This window comes from Streptomyces sp. JW3 (assembly GCF_052216785.1).
Taxonomy (GTDB): Bacteria; Actinomycetota; Actinomycetes; order Streptomycetales; family Streptomycetaceae; genus Streptomyces.
Genome location: NZ_JBQOUX010000108.1, coordinates 1 through 26,639 on the forward strand (window position 1 = coordinate 1; position 26,639 = coordinate 26,639).

Below are 26,639 nucleotides of genomic sequence, written 5' to 3' on the forward strand. Positions count from 1 at the left end.
GGGCGGGACCCCGCGAGGGCAGCCGGGCGCGGGTCACTTCGTGGTGCTCAGCGGGCCGTCCTGCGGGCCCGTCAACTGCCGGGACAGCTCCAGCCGCTTGACCTTGGTGGTGGCGGTGTGCGGCAGTTCGTCCAGCCGCCGCTGCACCGGCTCGGCCAGCGCCGGCAGTCCGGCGACCGCCGCCCGCCACCTGGCACGGTCCAGCGGCCGGTCCTCGCGCAGGCACACCACGGGTATCGGCGCACCGCCGCCACCGGGGACGATGATGACCTCGAGCAGCTCGGGGAGCCGGGTGAAGAGCTTGTCCTCGATCTCCAGGGTGCTGCTGATGCCCGGGATCTCGTCGACCTCACGGTCCAGCAGGTGCAGACAGCCCCACTTGGTGCGGTAGCCCAGGTCGCCCATCCGCCACCAGCCGTCCGGCGAGAACTGGTTGTCGAACCGCTCCTGCTCGCCGAAGTACGTGACGATCCGGCCGCCGCTGCGCACCTCGATGTGGCCCGGTGAGCTCTTGGTGGGCGGCCGGCCGTCCCGGCTGACCACCCGCACCTCGGTCATGCCGGGGAAGGTACGGCCCACGCACCTGCCGTCGGCGCCGGCCCGGTGCCGCCGGGTGTAGGTGCGGGCGGCGATGGCACCGGTCTCGCTCTGCCCGTAGGTCTGCGCGAAGAACGGCATGGTCCGCCTCGACGCCCCCAGCAGGGTGTCGACGGTGCGCGGGTGGATGGCGTCGAAGGTGTTGCTGAAGCACCTGACGTTGGCGAGCGGCGCGGCGGGATGGCCCGCCAGTGTCTCCCAGTGCAGCAGCGTGTTGGGGTGGGTCTCGATCACGCCGGGGGGCACCCGGGCGAAGAGTTCGGCCGCGCGCCGCGTGTCGTCGTCCCGCATGACGATGAGCGGATGGCCGCGCAGGGCGAACAGCGCGGTGCCGCTGATCATCCGGGAGTGCGCGAAGGAGACGTGGACGGCGACGGGTTCGCGCCGTCCGACCGGGGCCAGCAGGACCGACTGCGGGCGGCACCGGGCCTGGATGGTGATGCCGGTCTGCACCGCGAGCTTGGGCAGGCCGGTGGTGCCCGAGGTGTGGGTGATGAGCGCGGGCAGGTCCTGCGGCATGGTCACCGCGGGGACGCGTTCGGCCCCGGCCAGCGAGGCGAGGGACGTCGCGCCCGGGAAACCGCCGGCCGCCACCAGCACCCGTTCGGTCGACTCGAAGATCTCGGGCGGCAGTTCCCGCTCCAGTTTGGCCTGGTCGGTGACGAGTGTCGGGTGGCCGAGCCGCTGGAGCAGCCGGGCCACGGTGGCACCGTCCAGCTTCGGCGAGAGCAGCACCGGCACCCCGCCGACGCGTGCGACGCAGTAGGCGAGCAGCGAGATGTCGAAGCTGTCCGACTTGTGGACGACCACGCGTTCCCCGGGCCGTACCTGGGCCGCCCAGAGCCGGGCGGCGAAGTCGTCGACGAGTTCGGCGATCTCCGTCAGGGTCAGCCGGCGGCCCAGCCCGGGCGCGATGTCGAGATCGTGGTCCAGGTAGACGGGACTGGCCGGATGCCGCGCGGCCGCCCGGTCGAAGACCGTGCCCAGCTGGATGCCCTTGTTGCCGAGCCGTTGCAAGAACATGCGTCTCTTCCCGTTCGGTAGGTCGCGGAACGCCATGGGCCCGGTCGGCGGCCGGCCGGCTCCGTCCGGCCGGCTCCGTCCGGTGCGGACCCGGCCCGCCCGCGCGTGCCGGGCGGTCGCGCGGATCGCCCGGCGGCGGGCGCGGCAGGTCCTCGCGGTCGATGGTCGAAGGAACTCGCTGCCACATCCTGCGGCGGCGCTCCGGTGGCGCCAATGGGGCACCCCGCACTGTGTCAACTCGCCCCCGGCGCCCCGGTGCGGTCACTTGACAAGGTCGGCCGGGATGCGTTGCCCGGTCTCCTCGGCGCGCGGGAGGCTCGGGCCCATGACCGCCGGCACCTACCGCCCGGCCCGTCCGGGACCGGGCCGGCGCCGCGCACCCCGCCCGCCGCGAAGCGCTGCCCGTACCGCGCGCCAGTGCGGCAGGTGGCTGGCGCGGGGCCCGGACGGCGCGACCACCGTCCGGCCCCGGGCCCTGGCCGCCCATCCGAGCGGTCCGCCCGGCCGGGCCGGGCTCTGCCGGAAGGGCTGGACCCCGGTGGAACTGCTCGACTCCGCCGAGCGGCTGCGCACCCCGCTGGTCCGCCGCGCCGGTGAGCCGCGTCCCGCCTCCTGGGAGACGGCCCTGGGCCTGATCGTCCAGCGGATCCGGGAGATCCAGTGGCAGTCCGGCCCGGACGCCGTCGCGGTCTTCGGCGGCGGGCTGACCGACGAGAAGGCGTACGCGCTGGGGAAGTTCGCCCGGGTGCCGCTGGGCTCCGCGACCATCGGCTACAACGGCCGGTTCTGCATGTCGTCGGCGGCCGTCGCGGCGAACCGGGTGTTCGGCCTCGACCGGGGCATGCCGTTTCCGCCGGCCGACGTCGCCGGCGCCCCGGCCGGCCTGGCCGGGGAGGCGCTGGTCTGCCAGTGCGACGGTGGGCCCAGGGCGGAGATCCTGTGGCACCGCGCGGCCGGTTCCCGGACGGTCGGGTCCATCGCCACCGCGACCCGGGCCACGACCGGCTGCGGCGGCTGCCGGCCGCTGGTCGAGGAGCTGCTCGCGGAACCCGCCCGCCCCGGCGGCCGCCGCCGCCGTACGGACCGGAGCGAGGACAGGAGCGGGGTCACCGGTCGCTTCCGGTGGCCCCGCCCCCCTTGACGCCCGCGCCGACGAGGCGTCAGGTCACTGCCCCTGGTCCCGGGCGGCCAGCAGCTTGACCAGTTCCAGCCGTTTGATCTTGGTGGTGGCGGTCTGCGGCAGGTCGCCCAGCCGCCACTGCACCGGCTCCGCCATCGGCGGCAGGGTGGCCGCCGCCCGCTTCCAGGCCACCGGGTCCAGCGGCCTGTCGTCCTTCGTGCACACCACCGGTACGGCCCTGCCGTCCGCGCCGGGGACGATGATGACCTCGGCCAGCTCGGCCAGTCGCGCGAACAGCGTGTCCTCGGCGGCGAGAGTGCTGCCGAAGCCGTCGATCAGGTCGACCTCGCGGTCCAGCAGGTGCACGCAGCCCCACTTGGTGCGGTAGCCGACATCGCCCATCCGCCACCAGCCGTCCCCGGAGACCTGGGCGTCGTAGCGCTTCTGCTCCCCCAGGTAGGTGACGATCCGTCCGTCGCTGCGCACCTCTATGTACCCGGGGTTGCGCTCGGACGGCGGGTTGCCGTCGCGGCTGACGACGCGCACGTCGGTCATGCCGGGGAAGGGCATGCCGACACAGCGGCCGTCGTCCTCCAGGGTGCGGCGCCGGGTGAAGGCGCGTACCACCGCCGGGCCCACCTCGCTCTGCCCGTAGAGCTGGCCGAACAGCGGTGCGGTGCGCCGGGTGGCCCGCAGCAGCCGGTGCACGGTGCGCGGGTGGATCGCGTCGAAGGTGCTGCTGAACAGCTTGACGTTGGACAGCGGGCCGCGCGGGTCGTCGGCCAGCGCCTCCCACTCCATGAAGGAGTTGGGGTGCGCCTCCAGGATGCCGGGCTTCAGCCGGGCGAACAGGTCGCCGACGTGGTCCGGGTCCGAGTCGCGGAGCACCACCAGCGGGAAGCCGCGGTGCAGCGAGATGGCGAGCGCGGTGATGAGCCGGGAGTGCACGAAGGACACGTGGATCGCGACGGTCTCCCGGCCCCGGATCAGCGGCCGCAGGACGGACGCCTGCGGGCGGTACCGCGACTGGAGGCTGAAGCCGGTGTGCACGGCCAGCTTGGGCAGCCCGGTGGTGCCCGAGGTGTGGGTGATCAGCGTGGGGTGAGTGGCGGGCAGGACGACCGGGGCGACCCGCCCGGCGCCGGCCAGCGACCCCAGCTCGACGGCGTCGCGGTGGCTGCCGGAGGTCAGGATCACCTGCTCGGCGAGGTCGAAGGCGGCCGCCGGCAGCTCGTGCTCCGCCTTGGCCGGGTCGGTGACGAGGAACGGCTTGGCCGTCCGGCGGATCAGCTCGGCGACGGTCTCCCCGTCGAGTTTCGGCGACAGCAGCACCGGGACGCCACCGATCCGGGCCACCGCGCAGGCCAGCAGGGTGATGTCGAAGCCGTCGGACTTGTAGACGACCACCCGGCGGCCGGGGCGGACCTTCGCGGCCCACAGCCGGGCGGCGATGTCGTCCACCAGGTCCGCGACTTCCGCGATGGTCGCCCGGCGGCCCAGGTGCGGAGCGATGTCCAGGTCGTGGTCCAGGATGAGGACGTTCGACCCGTGCCGGGCGGCGGCTCGTTCGAAGAGTCTCCCGAGTTGAATGCCCTGGTTTCCGATGCGTTGAAGAAACACCTGCCCGCCCTCTCAGCCGCTGCGCGATGCCGTTCCTGGAACAGTGGAAGCTCGTACGGGAATTCGTCGTGCGCCGTTTTCGGACAGGGCGGGTCACTGTTTCTCGACGACGGCCTTGACACGTTCCAAAGTGGCCGCGAGATCGCCGGCGACCTTGTCGCCCCACTCCTGGAAGAACCGCTTTTTCTCGACCTCGTCCATTTCCGCGGTGATGCCGCGGATGCCCTCGGTGGCGGCGTCCATCCGGAAGTGGTGGACCAGCACGCTGCCCTCGGCGGCGGCCTCGATGTCGAAGCCCCAGACGCTGCTCTGCTTGTGGCCCGCGGAGTCGTGCATCGCCCAGCGGAAGGTGCGTCCCGGCTCGGCGGCGACGACCTCGGCGTGCGTGGTCCACGCGCCGCGCACCACCGGCGCCCAGCTCACCACGTCGGGGCTGCGGTGATTCTCACCCCGGAACACCGCGCCCACGGTGGCCGGTTCACCGGCCACCCAGGCGCCTCCCTGGCATTCCGGACTCCATTCCCCGCTGCGCGGGAGATCGCTGATCAGCTCATAGATTTCGCGCGGCGTGGCCGAAATGCCGATGTCGGCGCTGGCCCGCAAAAGCGGCTCGGTTGCCCTGCTGGTTTCACCCATGCCGGGAATGGTGGCAGAGCCGTCCCGGCCCCGGTCAAAGCCCCGATCGCTGGTACGTCAAGTTGCGCGGCCCGGCGGTGCGCCGGCGCCGCCGGCCGGCCCGCTCGCGGAACCCGACGGCCGGAAGGTGACACATGTCACCACCGAGTCGGCTTGATCTTGGAATGCCGGTCGCCCCCGCACCGCTGCACTCCAGGGGCCCGGCTCGGGCCGGCCGGGACACGCCGCGGGGCGGCGCCCGGCAGGACCCGCCCGCGCCCCGTTCCCTTGTCCGCAGTTCCAGAAAGGTCGCCCGCACCATGCCCTTGGCCCTGCTGGCCCTCGCCGTCGTCGCGTTCGGCATCGGCACGACCGAGTTCGCCACGATGGGGCTGCTGCCCCAGATAGCCGACGGCGTCGGTGTCTCCGTACCCCAGGCCGGCCACCTGGTCTCGGCCTACGCGCTCGGTGTCGTCGTGGGCGCCCCCGTGCTCACCGGCATCGGCGCGCGCGTACCGCACAAGCGGCTGCTGCTCCTGCTGACCGGCCTGTTCGTGGTCGGCAACGTCGCCTCCGCGCTGGCTCCGGGATCCGGCTCGCTCTTCGCGGCACGGTTCCTGGCGGGGCTGCCGCACGGCGCGCTCTTCGGGGTGGGCGCCGTGGTGGCGTCCCGGCTGGTGGCGCCCGAGCGCGCGGCCCGTGCCGTCTCCAAGATGTTCCTCGGGCTCACCGTCGCCAACATCGTCGGCGTGCCGGCCGGCACCGCCCTCGGGCAGCAGCTCGGCTGGCGGTTCGCCTACGGCGCGGTCGCCGTCATCGGCCTGGTCGCCCTCGCCTCGCTGGCCCTGTTCGTGCCGCACCAACCGCGCGGCGGTCAGTCCGGCGTCCGGCACGAGCTGCGGGCGATGGGCAACCGGCAGGTCGCGATCGGTCTGGCGACGGCCGTCGTCGGATTCGGCGGGTTCTTCGCCGTGTACAGCTATCTCGTACCGATGCTGACCCACCTGACGGGCCTCTCCGACTCCTCGACCACCCTGGTCCTCGCCCTGTACGGGGTCGGCATGACACTCGGCACGCTCATCGCGGGCCCGTTCACCGACCGCGCGCTGCGGCCCACCCTGTACGTGGGGCTGGTGCTGCTCGCCGCCGCGCTGGTGACGTTCTACTTCACCGTGCACAGCACCGTCCCCGCCCTGCTGACCATCGCCTTCCTCGGCGCGATGGGGTCCTTCATCACCACGCCCGTGCAGATGCTCCTGATGGCCAAGGCCAAGGACGCCCCGACGATGGCGGCCGCCTCCAACCACTCCGCCTTCAACCTGGCCAACGCGGGCGGCGCGTGGCTCGGCGGCCTGACCATCTCGGCCGGCTGGGGCTGGGCCTCCCCCAACCTGGTCGGCGCGGCGCTCGCCCTGGCCGGGCTCGGACTGGCCTTCACCGGTGGCCTCATGGAGCGGGGCCGCGGGCGCTCCGACGTGCTCGCCGCGGGCGAGGCGGAGTCCAGCGGGTCGCTCCTGCCGTCCGCCGGCGAGCACCGGTAGCCGGCGGACGGCCGGCTGCGACGACGACGCATTGACGGATCGCCGCCCGCGCAGCGAAGATCGACGGGCATGTCCCCGACAACGTTGTCGAACGAGAGGACCGCGATGAGAACGTTGGGACGCGCGTTCACCACCGCGCTGATCATCACCACGGTGGCCGCGGCCTCCGTCACCTCCGGCGTCGCGAACGCGGGGCAACAGGCGCCCCGGTTCGCCGCCGACCCCACCACGCTGGTCGACACCTCGATCGGCAACAACGGGGACGGAACCACCTTCCCGGGAGCCGCCGCTCCGTTCGGCATGGTGCAGCTCAGCCCCGACACCCAGCTGAACAAGTACGCGTCCTACGACTACGCGCAGGACACCATCCTCGGCTTCAGCCACACCCACCTGTCGGGGGTGGGCTGCCAGACGATGGGCAACATCCGGTTCATGCCGACCACCGGCGCGGTGACCTCGTCCGATCCGGCCCACTACGGTGCGAAGTTCAGCCATGCCGACGAGACCCGGGCACCGGGCTACTACGGGGTGACGTTCGACAACGGCATCCGGACCGAGCTGTCGGCCACGCAGCGCACCGGCCAGCACCGCTACACCTTCCCCGGCGGATCGGACGCGGAGAACATCCTCATCGAGGCCGGCCAGAGCAACGGCAGCACCTACGCCGGTGACATCGAGGTGGTCGGCGACGACACCGTGGAAGGCTGGGTGCAGGGCGGCAACTTCTGCGGGGAGACCGGCAAGGAGCGCTACCGGGTCTTCTTCAGCGCCACGTTCGACCGGGCCTTCTCCAGCTTCGGCACCTGGAGCGACGACACCCTCACCGCCGGCCGGCGCACGGCCACCCGCGGCACCGAACGGGCCGGCGCCTGGCTGACGTTCGACCCCGCCGAGGGCGACCGGGTCGGGGCCTCGGTGGGCCTGTCCTACACCTCGGTGGACGGGGCGCGCCTCAACCGCGACGCCGAGCAGCCGAAGTCGTTCGACCGGGCCCGGTCCGGCGCGCACGACGCCTGGCGGGAGGAGTTGAACCGGATGCGGGTGGCCGGTGGCAGCACCGCCGACCAGCGCACGTACTACACCGCGCTCTACCACTCGCTGCTGCATCCCTCGATCGGCTCCGACGTGGACCACCGCTACCGCGGTTTCGACGACCGGGTGCACCGGGCGGACGCCACGTACTACCAGATGTTCTCCCTGTGGGACACCTACCGGTCGCAGAACCAGCTGGTGGCCCTGCTGCACCCGGACCGGGCCGCGGACATGGCCAAGTCCCTGCTGCGCGTCTACCAGGACGGCGGCTGGCTGCCGCGCTGGGGGCTCGGCAACAGCGAGACCAACGTGATGAGCGGCGACCCCGTCACCCCGTGGATCGTCGACATCTACCGTCGCGGCCTGCTCGACGACCGCACCTCGCGGCAGCTGTTCGCCGCGCTGTGGAAGAACGCCAACGACGTGCCCGCCGACCAGTCGGTCTTCCGGGGCCGCGACGGCAACCCGACGTACGTCGAGAACGGCTGGGTCGGCTACCAGAACCTGCCCGGCTACCGGTACGGCGACAGCCGCCAGGCCGGCTCGGCCACCCTCGAGTACGCGCTCGGCGACTGCGCGCTGGCGACGATGGCCGCCGGCCTCGGCCACCGGGACAAGGCCGCGACGCTCGCCTCGCGCTGCGCCAACTTCACCGAGCTGTGGGACTCCTCCGTCACCTCGCGGGGCTTCACCGGGTTCCCCGTGACGAGGAACGCGGACGGCACCGTCGCCGGTGACACCGACCCGACCCAGTCGGGCGCCTTCCACGAGGGCACGGCGTGGCAGTACCAGTGGCTCGCCCAGCAGGACCCGGGGACCCTGTACGGGCTGATGGGCGGGGCGACGGCCGCCGAGCGGCGGCTCGACACGTTCTTCGACCTGCCGACCGTGCTCACCGACCCGGCGAAGGCCGCCTCGGACTCGTGGGTGACCGGCGCGTACGACTACCACAACAACTTCACCTTCAACCCCAACAACGAGCCCGACTTCCACGCGCCGTGGATGTACACCTGGACCGGCGCGCCGTGGAAGACCTCCGCGGTGCTGCGCGCGCTGCGCACGCTCTTCACCGACGACGCCTACGGCATGCCCGGCAACGACGACCTCGGCGCCACGTCGTCGCTGCTGGTGTTCGCGATGGCCGGCGTCTTCGAGGCCCAGCCCGGCTCGGCCACGTACATCGTCACGGCGCCGATGTTCGAGAAGGTCGAGATCCGGCCCGAGCACGGGCGCGTGATCCGGATCGAGGCGCCGGGCGCCGACGCCGCGACGTTGCAGTACGTGTCCGCCGTGCACACGGACCAGGGCACCGCGCACCGGAGCTGGCTCTCCCACCGGGAACTGCTGCGCTCCGGCACGATCAGGGTCAAGCTCTCCGAGCAGCCGACGAGTTGGGGGGCCGGCGCGGCGCCGCCCGCCGTGGCCCAGGGCCTGGACTGACCCGGTCAGCCGAACACGCTGCCGAGCGCGGCGATCATCTCGTCGCCCGGGTGCCCCTCGGCCTCGGCCTGTTCGAACATGTCGACCTCGGCAGCGCGCGGGAACATGGCCTGCTCGTACGCGGTGAGGGCGGCCTCGACGTCGCCCGGGTGCGCGGCGAGGGCCTCGGCGAGTTCGGCGCCGTCGAGCATGGCGAGGTTGGCGCCCTCTCCGTTGGGGGCCGAGAGATGGGCGGCGTCGCCGATCAAGGTCACCCCGGGCACCCGGTCCCACCGGTGTCCGGCCGGCAGCGCGTAGAGCGGCCGCAGGGCGGGCGGGACATCGCTGTCGGTGATCAGCGCGGTGAGCTCCGGTGCCCAGCCGTCGAACTCGGCCGCGATCCGCGCGGCGGCCGCGGCGGCGTCGGTGAAGTCGACGGCGGCGAACCAGTCGAGCGGCTCGGCCAGCCCCACGTAGGCGTGCAGGGTGTCATCCTTCTCCCGGTGGGCGAAGATCTCCCGGCCCGGCCGCGGCGCGATCATCGACCCGCCGCCGACCGTCTTCGCGACGGCCGGATGCCGGGCGGGGGCGTCGAACAGATAGGTCTCGACGACCGACTTGCCGGTGTACTCGGGGGTCGCGGCGGACAGCAGCGGCCGTACCCGCGACCACGCGCCGTCCGCGCCGACCAGCAGGCCGGTGACGACGGTGCCGCCGTCGGCGAACGTCACCTCGTGGCGCCCGTCGCCTACGGCGCGGGTGCCGCTCACCTTGTGTCCCCACCGCACGGTGCCGGCCGGGAGCGAGTCGAGCAGCATCCGCCGCAGGTCGCCGCGCTGCACCTCGGGCCGGCCGCCGGTGCCGTCGTCGGCCTTGTCCAGCAGAACGGTCCCGTCCGGGTCGAGGACCTTCAGGGCCTGCCGGCCCGCCAGCACCAGGCCACGGAACTCGTCCGTCAAGCCGGCTGCTCGCAGCGCGAGCTGGCCGTTGTAGTCGTGGATGTCGAGCATCCCGCCCTGCGAGCGCGCGGACGGGGACGTCTCCGCCTCGTACACCGTGGCCGGTATGCCGCGCAGGTGCAGGACGCGGGCGAGCACGAGGCCGCCGAGTCCGGCGCCGATGATCGTGACGTCAGTGGTCATGAGGGGCTTCCCTACTGATCGGGTCGGTCGGGGCGGTGCGACGCCGGTGGCGACCGGCTCGACGCCGGTCCGCGGCCGGCCGGCGCCGACGAGATCCACTGTCCCGGCGGCCGTCAACAGATCACCGACAGTTCACCGACCGCCGCCGACAGCTGCCGCCAACCACCGACAACCGGCCGACACCGGTGCCGGCCGGGCCGGGTGAACGGCGTCAGCCGGTCATCGGCCCGCTCGGATCACGTCGTCGAATCCGGCGGCCCCGGAGCGTCCAGAACCCTCCGGGGCGACGCCCGCCGCGCGCTCGTGAGCCGTTCGACGGCCAGGGGAACGGGACGGCGCCCCCGGCGATGCGCATACTGCGTACCCGCAGGCCGTAGCCGGTGGCGAGGTCGCGGGCCCGGGTGGTGTCGTCGGCGGCGAAGCGCAGGCCGCGCACGTCCGCGACTGCGGCGCCCTCGCCTGGTACCGCGGGGATGTCAGGCACGGGCGGCCCCCGTGGTCTCGGGGCGCACCGGTGCCCAGGCGAACGGCGGGTCGGGGATGTCCCGGCGCAGCACCGGTGCCACGGCCGACTGGAACAGCTCCAGGGACGCGCGGTGCGCTGCGTCGGGCAGGCCGCTCGCGTCGGCGGGCAGGTGCAGGACCGTGTGCCCGAACCGTTCGTGATAGCGGTGCACCTTGTCGACGACCTGCTGCGGGCTGCCGATCAGCGCGGAGCTGCGGGCCACGAAGTCCTCCAGGGTCTCGAAGACCACGGGCAGACCGGTCTGTTTCTGGAAGGCGAGGTTGCTCTCGAAGATGGGCCGGTAGGTTGCGAGGGCCTCCTGCGAGGTGCGGGCCACGTACACCCCGGCGGTGCCGGCGCCGACCGCGAGGGCGGCCGGGTCGTGGCCGTGGTGGGCCCAGCGTTCGCGGTAGTGGCGGATCAGCTCGGCGTAGGGCTCGATCGGGTGGGTGACGTTGGCGGAGAACAGCGGGTCGCCGTAGCGGGCGGCCAGCTCGACGGACTCCGCGCTGGTGGCACTGCCGTGCCAGACCCGTACCGGTCGCTGGTACGGCCGCGGCCACACCTCGGCGTCCGTCAGTTCCGGACGGAAGCGGGTCCGCGCGGTGACCTTGTCCTGCCGCCAGAGCTTGCGGAACACCGCGTAGCTCTCGGCGTTGCGGTCCCACTGGTCCTCGGGCGTGAGGTGGAACAGCTCGCGCTGGGCGGTGCCGTTGCCCTTGCCGATGATCAGCTCCAGGCGGCCGCCGGAGAGGTGGTCGAGGGTGGCGTAGTCCTCGTAGGCGCGGACCGGGTCCAGCAGGCTGAGGGTGGTCACCGCGGTGAACAGGCGAATGCGCCGGGTCAGGGCGGCGATGTGGCTGAGGACGACGGTCGGTGCGGAGGAGAGGAACGGCCGCTCGTGCCGCTCCCCCACCCCGAAGCCGTCGAAGCCCAGTTCCTCCGCGAGCAGGGCGTTGCCGAGTACTTCGCGGAAGCGCGCGTGGGTGGGTTTCGGTACCCCGGTGCCGGGGTCCGGACGGTGCGCGATGAGGGTGATCGCCAGGAATCTCATGACGCCGTCCGCTCCGCGCGCGCCTCGTCGGGGTGGCTGAGTCCCAGGTGGTCGCGGAGGGTGGGGCCCTGGTAGTCGGTGCGGAAGACGCCCTGTTCCTGGAGGAGCGGGACGACCTGGTCGACGAACTCGTCGAGGCCGCCGGGGGTGAGGTGCGGGACGAGGATGAAACCGTCGGCGGCGTCCGTCTGGACGTGGTCGTTGATGGTCCGGGCGACGGTGGCCGGGGTGCCGACGAAGGTCTGCCGGCTGCCGGTCTCGATCACCAGGTCGCGGATGGACCAGTTGTTGGCGGCCGCCAGCTCGCGCCACCGGCGGGCGGTGCCGAGCGGGTCGCGGTACATGCGGACCTGGGCCCGGCCGCGGGCGACGGTGTGCTCGCCGGGCAGCGGGTCGACGTCCGGGAGCGGCCCGTCCGGGTCGTACCCGGACAGGTCGCGGTTCCAGACCCACTCCAGGTGCTTGATGGCGGTGGCGCCGCTCACCTGCTGCCGGCGCACCTCGCGGGCGAGGTCCGCCGCCTCGGCGTCGGTGTCGCCGAGGACGAAGGTCGCGGACGGCAGGATGAGCAGTTCGTCCGGGCGGCGGCCGTAGCGGGCCAGCCGGGACTTGACGTCGGTGTAGAAGGCCCGGCCGGTGTCGAGGGCGGCGTACCGGCTGAAGATGGCGTCGGCGCTGGACGCGGCGAACTCGCGGCCCTCGTCGGAGTCGCCGGCCTGGAAGATCACCGGCCGGCCCTGGGGGCCGCGGGGCACGTTGAACCGGCCGTGGATGTCGAAGTGCCGCCCTTCGTGGACGAAGGCGCCGGCCTTCGCGTCGCGCAGGAAGACACCGGCGGCCCGGTCGGCGACGATCTCGTCGCCCTGCCAGGAGTCGAAGAGTTCGCCGGCGGTGGCGAGGAACTCCTTGGCGCGGGAGTAGCGCTCCTCCTGCGGGAGGAAGCCGCCGCGGCGGAAGTTCTCGCCGGTGAAGGCGTCCCAGGAGGTGACGACGTTCCACGCGGACCGGCCGCCGGAGAGGTGATCCAGGCTGGCGAACTGGCGGGCCACCTCGTAGGGCTCGTTGAAGGTGGAGTTGATGGTGCCGGTCAGGCCGAGGCGGTCGGTGACGGCGGCGAGCGCGGCCAGCACGGTGAAGGTGTCGGGGCGGCCGACCACGTCCAGGTCGTATATCTCGCCGCCCTGTTCGCGCAGCCTGAGTCCCTCGGCGAGGAAGAGGAAGTCGAACTTGGCGCGTTCGGCGGTGCGGGCGAAGTGGGCGAAGGAGCTGAACTCGATGTGGCTGCCGGCCCGCGGATCGCTCCAGACGGTGGTGTTGTTGACGCCGGGGAAGTGGGCGGCCAGGTGGATCTGCTTCACGGGCTTGTGGGTCTGCTGCACGGGCTTGCTCATGGCGCGGGTCTCCTTCCGCTCAGACGGCGGCGTAGCGGTTGGCGGGGCGGGGCAGACCGAGCAGGCCGCGCAGGGTGCCGGCCTCGTAGGCGCGGCGGAAGGCGCCGCGGCGCTGGAGTTCGGGGACGAGTTTCCGGCTGATGGCCGGGAGGTCGTGCCCGGCCACGGCGGGGCGCAGCCGGAAGCCGGTCAGCCCGGCGGCGGCGAACTCCTGGAGCAGGTCGGCGAGTTGGGCGGGGCTGCCGGTGAAGACACGGGCGTCGCCGGTGTACTCCTCATCCGCGAGGGTGTCGAGCCGGTCGCGCCGGGCGGCGGCCGCGGCGGGGGTGTCGTCGAGGAACACCACCAGGTCGCCGAAGAGGTGCAGGGGTTCCCCGGCGCGGCCCGCGGCCAACTGCTCGGCCCGGACCTCGGCGACGATCGCCCGGACCTGGCCGGTGTCGTGCGGGGTGACGTAGCCGACGTCGGCGGCGCGCGCCACCAGCCGGTAGGGCACGGTGTCGTGGGCCAGCGCGGTGACCAGGGGCTGGCCCTGTGGCGGGCGCGGGGTGATGGAGGGGCCCCGGACGCTGAAGTGCCGGCCCTCGAAGTCGATGTAGTGCAGCTTGTTCCGGTCGATGAACCGGCCGGTGGCGGCGTCCCGGATCTCGGCGTCGTCCTCCCAGCTGTCCCAGAGCCGGCGCACCACCTCCACGTAGTCGGCGGCCTCGTCGAACAGGTCGGCCACCAGGGCCCGGGTGGCCGGGTCGTCGTACGCCGCGATGCGCGCGACGGTGCGCCGACCGAAGTGGGCGGCCTCGTTCGGCCGGGCGGTGATCTGGACCCGCAGGCCGGCCCGGCCGGTGCTGACGTAGTCCAGGGTGGCGATGGCCTTGGAGATGTGGAACGGCTCGGTGTGGGTGGCCACCACGGTCGGCACCAGGCCGATGTGCCGGGTCAGCGGGGCGACACGGGCGGCGACGAGCACCGCGTCGAGCCGGCCGCGGACCTGGTCGCGGCGGTCGTCGGGGTCCAGGAAGTGCGCGGACTGCGGGCCGAGGCCGTCCTCGATGGTGACGAAGTCGAGCAGGCCGCGCTCGGCCTCGGCGACCAGGCCGGCCCAGTACCCGGCGGTGAACAGGTCGTGCGGGCGGGCCGCCGGGTCGCGCCAGGCGGCGGGGTGCCAGCCGGCGCCGTCCAGGGCGACGGCGAGATGGAGGGGGACGGGGGAGGTCGAGGACACGGGGATGCCTTCCTGGAGGTCCGGGACAGAGGTCCGTGTGGTCCGGGGCGGTTTATGCGGACAGAGGTCCGTGTGGTCCGGGGCGGTCCATGGGGACAGGCGTCGGTCCCGCCGGTGGCCGCGCGGGGGCGCGGTGGTGCGCGGTAGTGCGCGGGGTAGTGCGCGGCGCGGTGCGGGTGGGTGCGGCGGGCCGACGGCGGGGCGGGCGGCGTCAGGAACGACAGAGCGCGCCGGCCACGCGCTGGAGATCGATGTGCGGCCGGGAGTACAGGTGCACGGCGCGGGCTGCGTGGGCCACGTCCGTCACCTCCCCCGGGCCGGGCGCGCGGAACTGCCGCGCGGTCGTCTTCGCGATTCCCAACGCCTTGATCAGACCTGGTGTTCCCGTTTCACGCAACCCCCTCGGGCCGGCCGGCGATCGAGGACGGAGGGCCGGCTGCCGCGTCCGGCCCGGCCACGGGGCCGCGTTGACATCCCGGACGACCGCGCTCACACTCGACCGCATGCCCGAGGTTCCGCTGCTCACCCGTGAGCTCTGTGTCGACCTCGTCCGCGTGTCCAGCGCCCGGTGTTGAGCTGATCCCCGCTCCGCCGGGCGGGCCGCCCGTGCCGGGGGCCCGTGGCGACCGTTCGTCCCGCGCCGCCGTGCCGGGCCCCTCCGCGCCGCCCGTCGGCCCCGCCTCGTAGCCCCCCCTTCCGCCGGCCGGTGGTCCCGTCATGGCCGCCCGCCGCCCAGCGATCGGACCCGACATGAGCGAGCGGTTCCTCTGGTACATCACTTCGGCGGCGCCTCCGCGGCGGCCGAGCGGGTGGCGGCGGCCGAGGCCGACGTCCAGCTCTTCTGGGGCGACCCGCTGGACGGTCTCGCCAAGCGGGTCGACCAGCTGCGGCGGCTGAGCGAGGAGGTCGGCCGCCGGCACCGGCCGCTGGAGTTCGGGCTGCGGATCACCACCCTGGTGCGCGACACCGCCGAGCAGGCGTGGCACGACGCCGAGCGGAAGGTCGCCGCGATGGCGGGCGCGGCGCAGGAACTGACCTGGACCGGAAACCGGGCGACGGCGGTCGGGCAGCGCCAGCTGTTCGAGCTGGCCGGGCGCGGCGAGGTCCTCGACACCTGCCTGTACACCGCGCCGGGCCGGGTCGGCGGCGGCGGAGCGGCCACCACCTGGCTGGTCGGCTCGGCCGACGACGTCGCCGGGGCGCTGGACGCCTACCGGAAACTCGGCATCAGCCACTTCGTGCTCTCCGACACCCCCTACCGGCGGGAGATCGTCCGCATCGGCGACCAGCTGCTGCCCAGGCTGCGCGGCCGGGCCGGCGCGCCCTGACCGGGCGGGGCGGACACAGCGAGGCCCGCCGGCCTGTGGACCGGCGGGACCTTTGTACTGCTGTACTGCGTACTGCGCGGGCGGACCCGGTCAGGCGGGGGTGATGTTCTCCGCCTGCGGGCCCTTCTGGCCCTGCGTGATGTCGAACGTGACGGCCTGGCCCTCCTGGAGCTCACGGAAGCCCGACGCGTTGATGTTGGAGTAGTGCGCGAAGACGTCGGGGCCACCGCCGTCCTGGGCGATGAACCCGAAGCCCTTCTCCGCGTTGAACCACTTGACGGTGCCGCTGGCCATGTTGATGCCTTCCGATCGGTGACGGGTCCGCACGGTGCGTTCCCGGAGGTGGTCGTCCTGGTCCTCGGGCACACAGCAGAACGCCCGCGCCACGGCGCGGGCTGGTACGGCGAACCACGACATCTGCTGCTGACGCTACACGGCGGCACGGTGCCCTGCCAACGGGGAACGTCATAGTCACCGCCCGGAGTTGCGCCTGGTCACGAGCGGACCGTTGTGCGGGCCGCCGGTCAGGGCGCGGCGGGCCGCTCCAGTACGTCGGCCACCGTCCCCAGGTCCGCGTCCGGTTCGGCCGTCCTGGCCAGGGACCAGAACAGCAGGGCGACGCCCGTCGCGCCGGGGTCGGGCGCGCCGAGGGCGCGTTCGCCCAGGTAGGAGGCGCGGCCCCGGCGGGCCTTGATGGCGGCGGTGGCGCGCGCTCCGGCGAGGGCGGCGCGGGCCGCGTCCGCGAAGCCCGCGCCGCCGTCGAGGGCGTCGCGGGCGGGCACCAGCGCGTCGACCAGGGTGCGGTCGCCGGGCTCGGCCTCGCCGACGCGCTGGATGGCGGCCAGTCCCTCGCGCACCCCGGCCGCCCAGCCCTCGCGGCCGTCCCCGTGCGCGGCCAGCGCCCGGCCGATCTCCTGGAACAGCAGGCCGATCAGCGGGCCGCTGGTGCCGCCCACCTCGTCGAGGAAGACGCCGGCGGCGACCGTGAAGGGGGCCTCGGCCCGGTCCCCGTCGAGCGCGCGCTCCACGCCGTCGAGGCCCTCGCGGAGGTTGTCGCCGAAGTCTCCGTCGCCGGAGAGCTGGTCGAGGGCGGTCAGCTCGTCGTGCGCGGTGCGGGCGGCCTGCGCGTAGGTGCGCAGCACCTTTTCCTGGTCGGCGGTGGTGTTGGTCATCGGGCGGTCTCCGAAACGGGGAAGGCGGGGGTCAGGGCGGGCGCGTGCCACCAGTCGAGCCAGTTCTCGCGCAGCGCGGTCACGGTCACCGAGAAGCCGCTCATGTCGAGGGCGGGCACGAAGGTGCCGACAAGCTGTCCGGCGACCTGCACGCCGCGCCCGGCGAGGACCTGGCGGACCCGGTCGTGGACGGCGTACAGCTCCAGGAGGGTGGTCGCGCCCAGGCCGTTGACCAGCAGCAGTACGGTGTCCGGGCCGCTGTCCGGCAGGGCGTCGAGGACCTGCCCGGTCATCCGGTCGACGAGGTCCTCGAAGGCGGGGCGGGGCACGGTCCGCGCGGCGCGTTCGCCGTGGATGCCGACGCCGTACTCGATCTCGCCCTCCGCCAGCTCGAACGCCTCGCCGCCGCGGCCGGGCGCGGTCTGGGCGCGGGCGGCGACGGCGATACTGCGGGAGGCGGCCGCGAACGCCGCGCCCGCCTCGGCCAGTTCGTCCAGGCCCAGGCCCGCGTCGGCCGCGCCGCCGAGCAGCTTCTCCACGACGACGGTGGCGCCGGTGCCGCGGCGGCCGGTCGCGGTCTCCGCGTCGTCGGTGGCGAGATCGTCGTCGACCAGGACCCGGCGCACCGGGATGCCGTCGGCGCGCAGGCGTTCGGCGGCGATGCCGAAGTTGATGCGGTCGCCGGTGTAGTTCTTGACCACGTGCACGACGCCGTCCGGGCCGGCGACGGCGCGGGAGGCAGCGTGGACCTGGCGGTTGTGCGGGGAGGCGAAGATTCGGCCGGGCACGGCGGCGTCCAGCATGCCGCGGCCGACGAACCCGGCGTGCAGCGGCTCGTGCCCCGAGCCGCCTCCGGACAGCAGGCCCACCCGGCGGCCGGGGTGGCGGTCGCGGGCGGTGACGTAGAACGGGTCCTCGTGGAGGCGGACGAGGCCGGGATGGGCGAGCGCGAAGCCGCGCAGGGCGGCGTCCACGGGCGCGTCGGCCGGCAGGAAGAGGTGATTCACGGCGTTGCGGTCCTTTCGGTGGTGCGCCCGGTCACGGTATCCACCCCGTCCGCGTTCCCCTCGCCCGGCCCGGCCGTGTCGCGCCCGGCGGACGGGACGAGAGCCGCCCCCTCCTCCGGTACGGCGGCTAGCCGTCCGTCCGGTGCGTGACGCGGATCTTGGACTGGCCGTGGCCGAGGCGCTCCCAGTCGGCCATGAACCGGGCCGTCAGGCCGTGGTCGGCGGCCAGGGCGAGCAGTGTCTCGGTGCGGTAGTAGAAGTCCTCCCGCAGCACGTGGTGTTCCGCGCCCTCCGTGCGGTCGAAGGTGAAGTCGAACCAGCCGCCGGGGGCCAGGAGGCGGCCGAGGTGGGCGAAGCACTCCTCGATCACCGGCAGCGGCGAGTGCGAGAAGACGCTGTGCGCGTGCACCACGTCGAACCGGCCGGCCGGCAGGAAGCCCAGCGTGAGGTCGCGGACCGGGGTCAGGGTCGGCAGCCGGTCCTGGAGGCCCTGGGCCCGGAGCGTGTCCTGGGCGGCGAACAGGATGTCCGGCGAGATGTCGACGCCGTAGTAGTGGCCGGGGTCGAGGTACTCGATGAACCGCCAGCCCGCGCGCAGGTTGCCGCAGCCGATCTCCAGCATGCGGTGCTCCGGGAGCAGCCCGTGCTCCAGCAGGTAGTCGAACTGCATCGCCCCCAGCGCCAGCCAGCGTTCCCGGCTGCGGCTGCCCACGGCCGCGTCCGGGTCGCGACGCGTGTCCGAGCGCATGACCGCGCGGTAGTAGGCGACGTGGTCCGGCGAGCGGTGGCGCAGCCAGGCGTCGCGGACGGTGCGGCGCAGGTGCCGGGGCACCCGGGCGGGGTGGCGCAGCGCGTAGGACAGGCGGTGGCCGAGGGCGGCGCGGTTGGCGGTGAGGTTCTTGGGCATGGCGGTGCTCGTTCTCCGTAGGGTGTCCCGGGGTGCGTCCGGGGCCGGTGCCAGCAGTCTCGTGGGCGGGACGGTGCGGGGCGTCCCCCGTGCGGTCACGGCCCGAAAGCCGGAACGGGCCATGCCGATGTCGGCCGATCGGATGATGTGCCGGGCGGGGCGCGCGGGTATATCTGGTGGGGCAGGCACGGGCGAGGCGACGGGAACGCGGCGGTGGAGCGAGACGGCACGGAGCCGGACCCGGACGCGCGCTGGCTGACGGCCGCCCTGGACATCGCGTTCGTCCTGCTGCTGGGCGGCGCGGTCGCCCGGCTGCTGACCCACGGCCCCGCCGACGGCGCCCGCACCGGGGGGCTGCTGGCCCTGTTCCTCGTCTTCGGGGCCCTCTGCCTGTTCGGGCGGCGGCGGGCGCCGGGGCCGCGGTCCGGCGAGCGGCCCACCGCCCGGCACCTGCTCTGGCTGGGCGCGGTGCTCGCGCTCTGGCTGGTGCTGCTCACCCTGGAGCCCAGTGCCACCTGGTGCACCATGCCGCTGCTGTTCACCGGGCTGCACCGGCTGCCGGTACGGCTCGCGGTGCCGCTGGCCACCGTCCTGGTCGTGCTGGTGGTCGTCTCCGAAGTGCGGATCGCCGGCGCCCGGGTCACCGAGGGCGGCTTCAACCCGAACCTGGTGATCGCGCCGGTGGCCCTCGGCATCGTCGCCACGGCCGTCCTCGTGCACAGCCGGCGGCTGACCGCCCGGCAGCGGCGGCTCATCGACGACCTGGTGCGGGCCCGCGGCGAACTGGCCGCCACCGAGCGGCACGCAGGCATCCTGGCCGAGCGCCAGCGGCTGTCGGCGGACATCCACGACACCGTCGCGCAGAGCCTGTCCAGCCAGCAGATGCTGCTCCAGGCCGCGCAGCGGCACTGGCACACCGCGCCGGACACCGCGCACGCGCACGTACGGGACGCCGCCGCGACCGCGGAGCGCGCGCTCGCCGAAGTACGCCGGTTCGTCCGTGACCTGGCACCGCTGGATCTCGCCGGGCACAGCCTCGTGCAGGCGCTGCGCGCGCTCGCCGCACGGGACGGCGGGCCGGGGCCGGACGTCGAGTTCCGGCTGGACACCGCCGACGGCACGCCGGGAGCCGCCGGTGCGCTGCCCGGACCGGCCGAGGCGGCGCTGCTGCGGGTGGCCCAGCAGGCACTGGCCAACACGCGGGAGCACGCCGGGGCGAGCCGGGCCGTGATCACCCTGACCTGTCTGGAGGACCGGATCACCGTGGACATCGCCGACGACGGACGCGGCTTCGACCCGTACGGCCCCGGCCCCCGCCGGCCGGCCCGCCGGGACCGGGCCGCCGGCCGCGGCCACGGTCTGGCGCTGATGCGGATGCGGGCCCGGGGGGCCGGCGGCACGCTCGCCGTCGAGTCGGCGCCCGGTGAGGGGACCGTGGTGACGATGTCCGTGCCGTTCGCCGCGGCCACCACCGGGGCGGTGGCGCGGTGACCGTGCGGGTACTGCTCTGCGACGACCACGCCGTCGTCCGCGCCGGGCTGCGCGCCCTGCTGTCCAGTACCGACGGGATCGACGTCGTCGGGGAGGCGGGCAGTGGCGAGGAGGCCCTCGGCATGGTCGCGGGGCTGCGGCCGGACGTGGTGCTCATGGACCTGCAACTGGGCGCCGGCCTGGACGGGGTGACGGCCACCCGGCGGCTGACCGCGCCGGCCGCCGGTCACGTGCCGCGGGTGCTGGTCCTCACGATGTTCGACACCGACGCCGACATCGCCCGGGCCGTCGCCGCGGGCGCCACCGGATACCTGCTGAAGGCCGAGCCGCCGGAACGGCTGTTCGCGGCGGTCCGGGACGCCGCGGCCGGCCGCGCCGTGCTGTCCGGATCGGTCGCCGACCGGGTGGTGTCCCGGCTGCGCGCCCCCGGCCCCGCCCTCACCCCGCGCGAGCGCGACATCCTCGGCCGCCTCGCCCAGGGCCTGGGCAACCGGGAGATCGCCCGCTCCCTGTTCCTGAGCGAGGCCACCGTCAAGACCCATCTGAGCCGGGTCTACGCCAAGCTGGGCGTACGCACCCGGTCCGGCGCCGTGGCGGCGGCGGCCCGGCACCGGCTGCTGCCGTGACCGGCGCCCGCCGACCGACCGGGCGGGCCGTCCCGCCCGGTCAGGCCGGGCCCCGGGCGCCGGGCTGGTGGGCGGCGAACCAGGCGGCGGTGGCCGGGTCGAGCGGCGGGACGTCGACCGGGGTGCCTCCGGAGCGCAGTGACGCGGTGGCGGCCAGGCCCGCGGCGACCGCCTCGCGGGCGGCGACCGGCGAGGTGTCGGTGGCACCGCCGTGGGCGGCGAAACGCAGGAACTCGGCGACGATGGCCTGGTCCGCGCCGCCGTGCTCGCCGCCGTTCTCGTCGGTGACCGTCAGGTTCAGGTCGGCGTCCGGCCGGTAGCCGGAGCGGCGCCGGTTCCAGACTTTGATCACCGGGTCGTCGCCCTCGATGCCGTCCCCGAAGTTCTCCATGCGGCCCTCGTCGCCGATGACCGTGTAGTTGCGCCAGTAGTCCGGGGTGAAGTGGCACTGCTGGTAGCTGGTCAGCACCCCGTTGTCGAGGCGGGTGAGCATCATGCTGATGTCCTCGACGTCGACGACCGGGTTGAGGTCGCGCAGGGCCGAGGGCGGCCAGACCTCCGTGTCGAACCAGTCCTGGACCCGCTGCGGCCCCTGCGGGGCGGTGCGCCGGTGCGGGTTGTCGCCGTGGACGGCGAGGTCGCCGAGGGCGGTCACCGAGCGGGAGTAGCCGCCCGCCAGCCAGTGGATGGCGTCCAGGTCGTGCGCGCCCTTCTGGAGCAGCAGACCGGCGGTCCGGGCGCGTTCGGCGTGCCAGTCCTTGAAGTAGTAGTCGCCGCCGTGGCCGACGAAGTGCCGGCACCACACCGCGCGCACCCGGCCGATCGCGCCCTCGTCGATGATCCGCCGCATCCGGCGCAGCACCGGCAGATGGCGCAGGTTGTGCCCGACGTACAGGCGGGTGCGGGTGCGGGCGGCGGTGGCCAGGACGCGGTCGCAGTCGGCGAGGTCGACGGTCAGGGGCTTCTCGGCGAAGACGGCGACGCCGGCTTCGAGGAAGAACAGGGCGGGCGCGGTGTGCGCGTCGTCGGGGGTGAGGACGAACACCGCGTCGAGGTCGTCGGCGAGCAGGTCCTCGTACCGTTCGTGGACCCGGACGTCGGCGCCGAAGAGCTTTCGCGCGTCGGCGCGGCCGCGTTCGGCCGGATCGGCGCAGGAGACCACCCTGGCGGTTCCCGGCCGGTCGGCCAGGGTGGCCAGCTGGGCGCGCTGGCCGACCCCGACGACGCCGACGCGCAGTTCGGGCGGGGAGGCGGACATGGTCATCCCTTCGTTCCGGACCTGGCTGCCACGACGATAGATGCTCGAAAGTGTTCGTTCAATGGCTGTAATGAGCACATGTGCGCATCGCTATGACGATCCGGTAACGCCGTGGGTGGCCCGCGAGCGGCGGGGCGGGTCCGGCCCGCCCCGCCGGGGTGGTCAGCCCACCGCGAGGGTGAACACGTGCAGGTTCGCGTTGTCCGGCAGCCGCACCTCGCTGATCCGCTTGCCGTCCGGCGCGGTGAACGGCTCGGTGGCGAAGACGTACGTCGCCACCGGGTCCTGGTCCGCGCCCGCGACGTTGCGGTACGCGGCCTTGGCGACGGTCGCGTTGCCGTACTGGACGGTGCCGCCCCCGCCGCCGACGGTCCAGTCGGTGAAGGCCAGGTCGACGGTGTCCGTGCTGCCGTCGGTGTAGGTGACGGTGGCCGCGGACTTCTGGTTGCCGTTGACGGCGCTGCCGATGAAGGACAACCGGGCCGCCGGGTCGGTCAGTTCGACGCTCTGGCCGGTGGCGGCGGCGTTGTCCGGGCGGCCGGCCGGGGAGTCCGGCCAGGTGAAGGTGAGGCCGTCGGCGGTGCCCCGCTCCCCCGGGGTCAGGCCGGCCGCCGCCAGCGCCTGGCGGGAGTAGCTCCAGCCGCCGCCGTCGTAGTCGGCCTCGTCGTGCTCGCCCTCGTCGTCGGAGACACCGGTGTTGTTGTAGGCGGCCAGGAGGGTGCCGGGGGCGGCGACGGTGAGGGCGACGGGTTGTTCGTAGGAGCTGTCGCCCGAGGTGACGGTGACCCGCACGTCGTAGAAGCCCTGGGCGGTGTCGGGGCCGGCGGTCAGTTCGATCCGCTGGGCTCCGTCGGTGACGGTGCCCTCGGCGGGGCTCGCCGTGATGCCGTCGGGGGTGTCGACCTCGAAGCGCACGTCGGGTCCTTGGCCGCCGCTGACCGCCAGGGCGCGGATGCCGACCGTGGTGCTGTCGCCGGGGGCGAGGGTGGCGGCGGTCGGTCCGACGCCGATCTGGTAGGGCTGCTCGCCGTCCCGGAAGGACGGCGGGGCCTGGTCGGCGCCCCACGAGGTGTCGGGGGTGGCGGAGAGGGTGTAGTCGAGCCGGCCGCCGTGCTCGACGACGGAGGCGGGCAGCCACGGACGGTCGCTGGTGCGGCCGTTGACCTTCAGCGAGTGGATGTACGGCGCGTCGGCCGCCGCGCCCTCGGCCCGGACGGAGATGTCCTTGCCGCCCGGCCGGTCGATCTCCACGCGCGGGAACAGCGGGGAGGCGAGGACGAGTTCGGCGCGGGAGGGCACCTGCGGGTACATGCCGAGCGCGGAGAACACGTACCAGGACGACATCGCGCCGAGGTCGTCGTTGCCCGGGATGCCGCCCGGCCCGGTCGACCAGAGTTCGCCCATCGCGGCGCGGACGGTCTGCTGCGCCTTGTAGGGGGCGCCCGCGTAGTCGTACAGGTAGGGCACGTTGATGGACGGCTCGTTGTCCATGCCGGACTTGTCACCACCGCCGCCACTGAAGGACCAGTCGCCGCCGTCGTCGTGGAAGAAGGTGTCCAGGCGCTTCAGTGCCTGGTCGGTGCCGCCCATGGCCGCGAACAGTCCGGCCGGGTTGTGCTGCACCATCCAGGTGTACTGGGCCGCCGTGCCCTCGACGAAGCCGTTGCCGGTGGCCGGGGTGAAGCCGGTGACCCAGCTGCCGTCGGCCTTGCGGTTGGCGATGTAGCCGCCGGTCGGGTCGGCGGCGATGTTGAAGTTGTTCTGCCAGTACTGGGAGCGGGCGGCGAAGGTCTTCGCGGTGCCCTGCTGCCCGGCCTCGGCGGCGAGCTGGGAGAGCGCGAAGTCGGCGCCGGACATCTCCAGGGTCTCGGCGGCGCCGCCCCAGGCGTTGGAGACGGACGGCATGTAGTGCAGGTCCAGGTACTTGTCGAGGGAGGGCCGCTGGCCCACCGACAGCACCGGCTTCCCGGCCGCCGACAGGTCCTGTTCGGTCGGTACGGTGGCCGCCTTCACCAGCGACTTCAGCGCGCCCTTGAGGTCGAAGCCGGTGCCGCCGAAGGCGTGGATGCCGGCCAGGGCGATCGGTGAGGGGTCGCCGTTCATGACGTGCGTGCCGCTCACCCCGTGCAGCCAGCGGTCCCAGATGCCGCCGTTCTGTTCGGCGGTCTCGTACAGCGACTGGGCGATGTCGGAGCCCACGTCCGGGTTCAGCAGGGTCAGCAGCTGGACCTGGTTGCGGTAGACGTCCCAGCCGGAGAAGGTGCCGTACTGCGCCCGGTGGCCGCGGCCGACGCGGTGCACCTTGTCGTCGGGGCCGCGGTATCTGCGGTCGGCGTCACTGACCACGTTGGGATGGAACAGGGCGTGGTAGAGCGCGGTGTAGAAGGTGGTGCGCTCGTCGTCGGTGCCGCCGCCGACCCGGATGGCGTCGAGGTGGTCCCGCCAGGCGTCGTGGGCGGCCTTCTCGACCGAGGCGAAGGTACGGCGGGGCGGGTTCTCGGCCTTGAGGTTGGCCTCGGCGCCGGCCTGGTCGACGTAGGAGATGCCGACCTTGACGCCCACCGGTCCGCTGCCGGGCGCGAACTCGACGTAGCCGCCGGCGCCCTTGCCGGCGACGGGCTGGCCGCCGTTCGCGAAGCCGCCGGTGCCGCCGGATGCGGTGGTCGAGCCGGGGCTGAGCTGGTCGTCGTGCCAGGTGCCGGTGGTCTTGAAGGCGCGGTCGAACTCCGCGGTGAAGTGCAGGGTGTAGTAGGAGCGTTGGCCCTCGGGGTCGAGGTAGCCGCAGAAGTTGCCGGAGGTGACGGAGCCGGAGATGGTCCGGGTCTTCGGGTCGATCTTCACCGTGGAGTCGGTGGAGCCGACCTCGGAATTGGCGGTGCGGATCAGGAGGCTGGCGGGCTTGTCGGCCGGGTAGCTGAACCGCGCCGAGCCGGTGCGGGCGGTCGCGGTCAGGTCGGCGGTGACTCCGGAGGCGAGGCCCACCTTGTAGTGGCCGGGCTCGGCGGTCTCGTCGTCATGGCTGAAGTCGGCGGCGTAGACCGCGTCCTTGGTGTCACTGGCCGGGGAGGAGGTGACCTCGCCGGCGTAGGGGAAGAACGGGATGTCGCCGCTGCCGCCCGCGCAGCCGGTGCCGGACATGTGGGTCAGGCTGAAGCCGCGGACGCGGGTGGCGTCGTAGTGGTAGCCGCCGGGGGCGGTGGTGCGGGTGGCGTCGCCTCTGGTGGTCTCCGGGCTCCAGGAGAGCATGCCGAACGGCACGACGGCACCGGGATAGGTGTCGCCGCCGTTCTTGCTGCCGATCAGCGGATCGACGTAGGCGGTGGGGTCCTTGACGAGGGACAGGTCGGGTGGGGCGGCGGACACCGCCAGGGCGGGGGTGCCGCCGCCGACCGCGAGGGCCGCGGCCAGCAGCAGGGACATCGGACGGAAACGCATGACGCGGCCCCTCCTCGGGACGGGTCGCGCACCACGGGTCGCACAAGCCGCAGGGACAGTAGCGTGAACGGGCGGCGTCGCGGAAGAGCGCCTTCGCCCAGTGGGGTGTGGGCGGGGGCCGGGGCCCGGACGCGGACGGGTCGGCTCCGCCGCGGGGTTGACATCGTTGTCCGTCGGCGCGGTAGTGTCGTGGCGTCATCACGACAACGTTGTCGCACCGTCAGGTCGCACAAGCCACTCGTGCAAGCCACCCGCACAAGCCCCTCGCGCAAGCCCTTCGCACAAGCATTCGTTGAGCCGCGTGCGCGAGCAGTCGTTCAGCCACGTGCGCAAGTCACCTGTGCCCGCCGCCGCTTCGCGCGGCGTTCCGAGAGGCACCGGGGCCGCACTCCGCCCGCGGGAGTGCGGCCCGTGTCCTCGCGCTGCCCAGCCGCCGGTCGGTCAGGCGGCGCGCCGGAACCGGGGATAGCGGGTACGGGCGGGCAGGCCGAGGAGTTCGTGCAGCGCCGATCCGTCCTCCGCCCAGCGCCGCAGCCGCTCCCGGTCGACCCAGTGGACCGCGTGCCGGTCCCCCCACGCCCGGGCGTCGCGGGTGAAGGACCCGTTGGTGACGACGACCGCGTGGTCCGCCCCGTGCACCGGCCCGGCCGTCCCCTTCACCGTGTACATCACCGCCGAGCCGACCTTCCCGGCGACCCTGGTGTGCTTGGCCTGCACGACGATCCGGCCGCGTATCGCGTGGTCGCCGATGACGTCGGCGGCCTGGTCCCCGCCGCCGCCCACCCGCCGGGCCGGCCAGCCGTCCCGGACGAGGAGGTCCCGCAGCGCGCGCTCGAAGTCCCGGTCGTCCATGGCGTCGAGCGCGGCGAGGGTGAGGCGCAAGGCGGCCAGCCGCGCCCTGTCGCCGCGCCGGGCCGCGAAGGTCCGGCGAAGCCGCCACGCCGCGGCCGCCGCCGCGAGCGCGGCGAGCACCAGCAGCACCGGCCATGCCGCGGCCGCCGCTTCTACGGCCGCGGCGGCCGTCCGGACGGCCAGTACCAGCACGGCCAGCGCCACGACGGCCGCCGAGAACAGCTCGGCCGGCCCGCGCGGGCGGCGCGGTCGCCGGCGCCGCCGCCGCACCCCCGTCACCGC

21 protein-coding genes and 1 pseudogene are annotated in these 26,639 nt (G+C 73.8%); 6 read left to right on the forward strand and 16 right to left on the reverse strand.

The annotated features are described in order from the left end of the window. Positions 1–33: 33 nt before the first annotated feature. Positions 34–1,620: a class I adenylate-forming enzyme family protein gene (locus ACTT8P_RS31195; protein WP_442835134.1), complete on the reverse strand. Its 1,587-nt coding sequence runs from the start codon at positions 1,618–1,620 to the stop codon at positions 34–36. Positions 1,621–1,945: 325 nt separating this feature from the next. Here ACTT8P_RS31195 and ACTT8P_RS31200 point away from each other — a divergent pair, with 325 nt between their 5' ends. After that, a complete protein-coding gene (locus ACTT8P_RS31200) occupies positions 1,946–2,761 on the forward strand; it encodes a molybdopterin-dependent oxidoreductase (RefSeq protein ID WP_442835135.1) in 816 nt (271 codons plus the stop codon). A 24-nt stretch (positions 2,762–2,785) separates the two neighbouring features. Here ACTT8P_RS31200 and ACTT8P_RS31205 read toward each other — a convergent pair whose 3' ends face one another. Both ACTT8P_RS31205 and ACTT8P_RS31210 read right to left on the reverse strand, forming a co-directional pair. Then, the gene (locus ACTT8P_RS31205; RefSeq protein WP_442835136.1) at positions 2,786–4,360 is read right to left on the reverse strand and encodes an AMP-binding protein; all 1,575 of its coding nucleotides are present in this window, start codon (positions 4,358–4,360) and stop codon (positions 2,786–2,788) included. Positions 4,361–4,453: 93 nt separating this feature from the next. Then, positions 4,454–4,996: an SRPBCC family protein gene (locus ACTT8P_RS31210; RefSeq protein ID WP_442835137.1), complete on the reverse strand. Its 543-nt coding sequence runs from the start codon at positions 4,994–4,996 to the stop codon at positions 4,454–4,456. Between the two features lie 299 nt (positions 4,997–5,295). Here ACTT8P_RS31210 and ACTT8P_RS31215 point away from each other — a divergent pair, with 299 nt between their 5' ends. Both ACTT8P_RS31215 and ACTT8P_RS31220 read left to right on the forward strand, forming a co-directional pair. Continuing rightward, complete coding sequence (locus tag ACTT8P_RS31215) at positions 5,296–6,516, forward strand: MFS transporter (RefSeq protein WP_442835138.1); 1,221 nt, start codon at positions 5,296–5,298, stop codon at positions 6,514–6,516. A 105-nt stretch (positions 6,517–6,621) separates the two neighbouring features. Further along, a complete protein-coding gene (locus tag ACTT8P_RS31220; protein WP_442835139.1) occupies positions 6,622–8,988 on the forward strand; it encodes a GH92 family glycosyl hydrolase in 2,367 nt (788 codons plus the stop codon). A 5-nt stretch (positions 8,989–8,993) separates the two neighbouring features. On the opposite strand, the gene ACTT8P_RS31225 is transcribed toward ACTT8P_RS31220, so the two are convergent. The 6 genes from ACTT8P_RS31225 to ACTT8P_RS31250 all read right to left on the reverse strand — a co-directional run bounded on the left by ACTT8P_RS31225 (position 8,994) and on the right by ACTT8P_RS31250 (position 14,786). After that, positions 8,994–10,109 carry an FAD-dependent oxidoreductase gene (locus ACTT8P_RS31225; protein WP_442835140.1) on the reverse strand — a complete coding sequence of 372 codons (1,116 nt, stop codon included), beginning with the start codon at positions 10,107–10,109 and terminating at the stop codon, positions 8,994–8,996. 211 nt (positions 10,110–10,320) lie between these two features. Continuing rightward, positions 10,321–10,593, reverse strand: a complete 273-nt coding sequence (locus ACTT8P_RS31230; protein ID WP_442835141.1) for a hypothetical protein — start codon at positions 10,591–10,593, stop codon at positions 10,321–10,323. Further along, positions 10,586–11,668, reverse strand: coding sequence for an LLM class flavin-dependent oxidoreductase (locus tag ACTT8P_RS31235; RefSeq protein ID WP_442835142.1), 1,083 nt, complete (start codon positions 11,666–11,668; stop codon positions 10,586–10,588). Before ACTT8P_RS31235 ends, ACTT8P_RS31230 begins: the two co-directional genes overlap by 8 nt. Beyond that, positions 11,665–13,059, reverse strand: a complete 1,395-nt coding sequence (locus ACTT8P_RS31240; protein WP_442835143.1) for an NtaA/DmoA family FMN-dependent monooxygenase — start codon at positions 13,057–13,059, stop codon at positions 11,665–11,667. Before ACTT8P_RS31240 ends, ACTT8P_RS31235 begins: the two co-directional genes overlap by 4 nt. Positions 13,060–13,078: 19 nt before the next feature. After that, positions 13,079–14,281 carry an LLM class flavin-dependent oxidoreductase gene (locus ACTT8P_RS31245; protein WP_442835144.1) on the reverse strand — a complete coding sequence of 401 codons (1,203 nt, stop codon included), beginning with the start codon at positions 14,279–14,281 and terminating at the stop codon, positions 13,079–13,081. Between the two features lie 211 nt (positions 14,282–14,492). Further along, positions 14,493–14,786 carry a putative leader peptide gene (locus tag ACTT8P_RS31250; RefSeq protein ID WP_442835145.1) on the reverse strand — a complete coding sequence of 98 codons (294 nt, stop codon included), beginning with the start codon at positions 14,784–14,786 and terminating at the stop codon, positions 14,493–14,495. Between the two features lie 229 nt (positions 14,787–15,015). Here ACTT8P_RS31250 and ACTT8P_RS31255 point away from each other — a divergent pair. Beyond that, positions 15,016–15,609: pseudogene (locus tag ACTT8P_RS31255) on the forward strand (LLM class flavin-dependent oxidoreductase); the annotation flags it as partial. A 90-nt stretch (positions 15,610–15,699) separates the two neighbouring features. Here the strand turns inward: ACTT8P_RS31255 and ACTT8P_RS31260 are convergent. From ACTT8P_RS31260 to ACTT8P_RS31275, 4 genes are all read right to left on the reverse strand, one after another. Continuing rightward, positions 15,700–15,903 (reverse strand): cold-shock protein, encoded by a 204-nt coding sequence (locus ACTT8P_RS31260; RefSeq protein ID WP_037751662.1) that lies wholly within the window; start codon positions 15,901–15,903, stop codon positions 15,700–15,702. A gap of 230 nt (positions 15,904–16,133) precedes the next feature. Continuing rightward, positions 16,134–16,781, reverse strand: a complete 648-nt coding sequence (locus ACTT8P_RS31265; RefSeq protein WP_442835146.1) for a DAK2 domain-containing protein — start codon at positions 16,779–16,781, stop codon at positions 16,134–16,136. Continuing rightward, on the reverse strand, positions 16,778–17,788 hold the full coding sequence (locus ACTT8P_RS31270; protein ID WP_442835147.1) for a dihydroxyacetone kinase subunit DhaK: 1,011 nt from the start codon (positions 17,786–17,788) through the stop codon (positions 16,778–16,780). The genes ACTT8P_RS31265 and ACTT8P_RS31270 overlap by 4 nt, the downstream gene beginning before the upstream one ends. A 127-nt stretch (positions 17,789–17,915) precedes the next feature. Continuing rightward, positions 17,916–18,695: a class I SAM-dependent methyltransferase gene (locus ACTT8P_RS31275; protein WP_442835148.1), complete on the reverse strand. Its 780-nt coding sequence runs from the start codon at positions 18,693–18,695 to the stop codon at positions 17,916–17,918. A 213-nt stretch (positions 18,696–18,908) separates the two neighbouring features. Here ACTT8P_RS31275 and ACTT8P_RS31280 point away from each other — a divergent pair, with 213 nt between their 5' ends. Together ACTT8P_RS31280 and ACTT8P_RS31285 are read left to right on the forward strand one after the other, a co-directional pair. Next, positions 18,909–20,186, forward strand: coding sequence for a sensor histidine kinase (locus ACTT8P_RS31280; RefSeq protein ID WP_442835149.1), 1,278 nt, complete (start codon positions 18,909–18,911; stop codon positions 20,184–20,186). A 2-nt stretch (positions 20,187–20,188) separates the two neighbouring features. Then, a complete protein-coding gene (locus ACTT8P_RS31285; RefSeq protein WP_442835152.1) occupies positions 20,189–20,812 on the forward strand; it encodes a response regulator in 624 nt (207 codons plus the stop codon). A 40-nt stretch (positions 20,813–20,852) separates the two neighbouring features. On the opposite strand, the gene ACTT8P_RS31290 is transcribed toward ACTT8P_RS31285, so the two are convergent. The 3 genes from ACTT8P_RS31290 to ACTT8P_RS31300 form a co-directional block, all read right to left on the reverse strand. Next, positions 20,853–22,070, reverse strand: a complete 1,218-nt coding sequence (locus ACTT8P_RS31290; protein ID WP_442835150.1) for a Gfo/Idh/MocA family protein — start codon at positions 22,068–22,070, stop codon at positions 20,853–20,855. A gap of 162 nt (positions 22,071–22,232) precedes the next feature. After that, on the reverse strand, positions 22,233–25,505 hold the full coding sequence (locus tag ACTT8P_RS31295; protein WP_442835151.1) for a GH92 family glycosyl hydrolase: 3,273 nt from the start codon (positions 25,503–25,505) through the stop codon (positions 22,233–22,235). A 441-nt stretch (positions 25,506–25,946) separates the two neighbouring features. Further along, positions 25,947–26,579: a restriction endonuclease gene (locus tag ACTT8P_RS31300; protein WP_442835153.1), complete on the reverse strand. Its 633-nt coding sequence runs from the start codon at positions 26,577–26,579 to the stop codon at positions 25,947–25,949. Positions 26,580–26,639: the final 60 nt, after the last annotated feature.

Bases quoted from the DNA above. Each gene is read 5' to 3' on its own strand.
- ACTT8P_RS31215 (WP_442835138.1), top strand. From the start codon at position 5,296: ATGCCCTTGGCCCTGCTGGCCCTCGCCGTCGTCGCGTTCGGCATCGGC.
- ACTT8P_RS31210 (WP_442835137.1), bottom strand. From the start codon at position 4,996: ATGGGTGAAACCAGCAGGGCAACCGAGCCGCTTTTGCGGGCCAGCGCC.
- ACTT8P_RS31200 (WP_442835135.1), top strand. From the start codon at position 1,946: ATGACCGCCGGCACCTACCGCCCGGCCCGTCCGGGACCGGGCCGGCGC.
- ACTT8P_RS31290 (WP_442835150.1), bottom strand. From the start codon at position 22,070: ATGTCCGCCTCCCCGCCCGAACTGCGCGTCGGCGTCGTCGGGGTCGGC.
- ACTT8P_RS31260 (WP_037751662.1), bottom strand. From the start codon at position 15,903: ATGGCCAGCGGCACCGTCAAGTGGTTCAACGCGGAGAAGGGCTTCGGG.
- ACTT8P_RS31275 (WP_442835148.1), bottom strand. From the start codon at position 18,695: ATGCCCAAGAACCTCACCGCCAACCGCGCCGCCCTCGGCCACCGCCTG.
- ACTT8P_RS31235 (WP_442835142.1), bottom strand. From the start codon at position 11,668: ATGAGATTCCTGGCGATCACCCTCATCGCGCACCGTCCGGACCCCGGC.
- ACTT8P_RS31240 (WP_442835143.1), bottom strand. From the start codon at position 13,059: ATGAGCAAGCCCGTGCAGCAGACCCACAAGCCCGTGAAGCAGATCCAC.
- ACTT8P_RS31225 (WP_442835140.1), bottom strand. From the start codon at position 10,109: ATGACCACTGACGTCACGATCATCGGCGCCGGACTCGGCGGCCTCGTG.
- ACTT8P_RS31295 (WP_442835151.1), bottom strand. From the start codon at position 25,505: ATGCGTTTCCGTCCGATGTCCCTGCTGCTGGCCGCGGCCCTCGCGGTC.
- ACTT8P_RS31220 (WP_442835139.1), top strand. From the start codon at position 6,622: ATGAGAACGTTGGGACGCGCGTTCACCACCGCGCTGATCATCACCACG.
- ACTT8P_RS31250 (WP_442835145.1), bottom strand. From the start codon at position 14,786: ATGCGGTCGAGTGTGAGCGCGGTCGTCCGGGATGTCAACGCGGCCCCG.
- ACTT8P_RS31265 (WP_442835146.1), bottom strand. From the start codon at position 16,781: ATGACCAACACCACCGCCGACCAGGAAAAGGTGCTGCGCACCTACGCG.
- ACTT8P_RS31195 (WP_442835134.1), bottom strand. From the start codon at position 1,620: ATGTTCTTGCAACGGCTCGGCAACAAGGGCATCCAGCTGGGCACGGTC.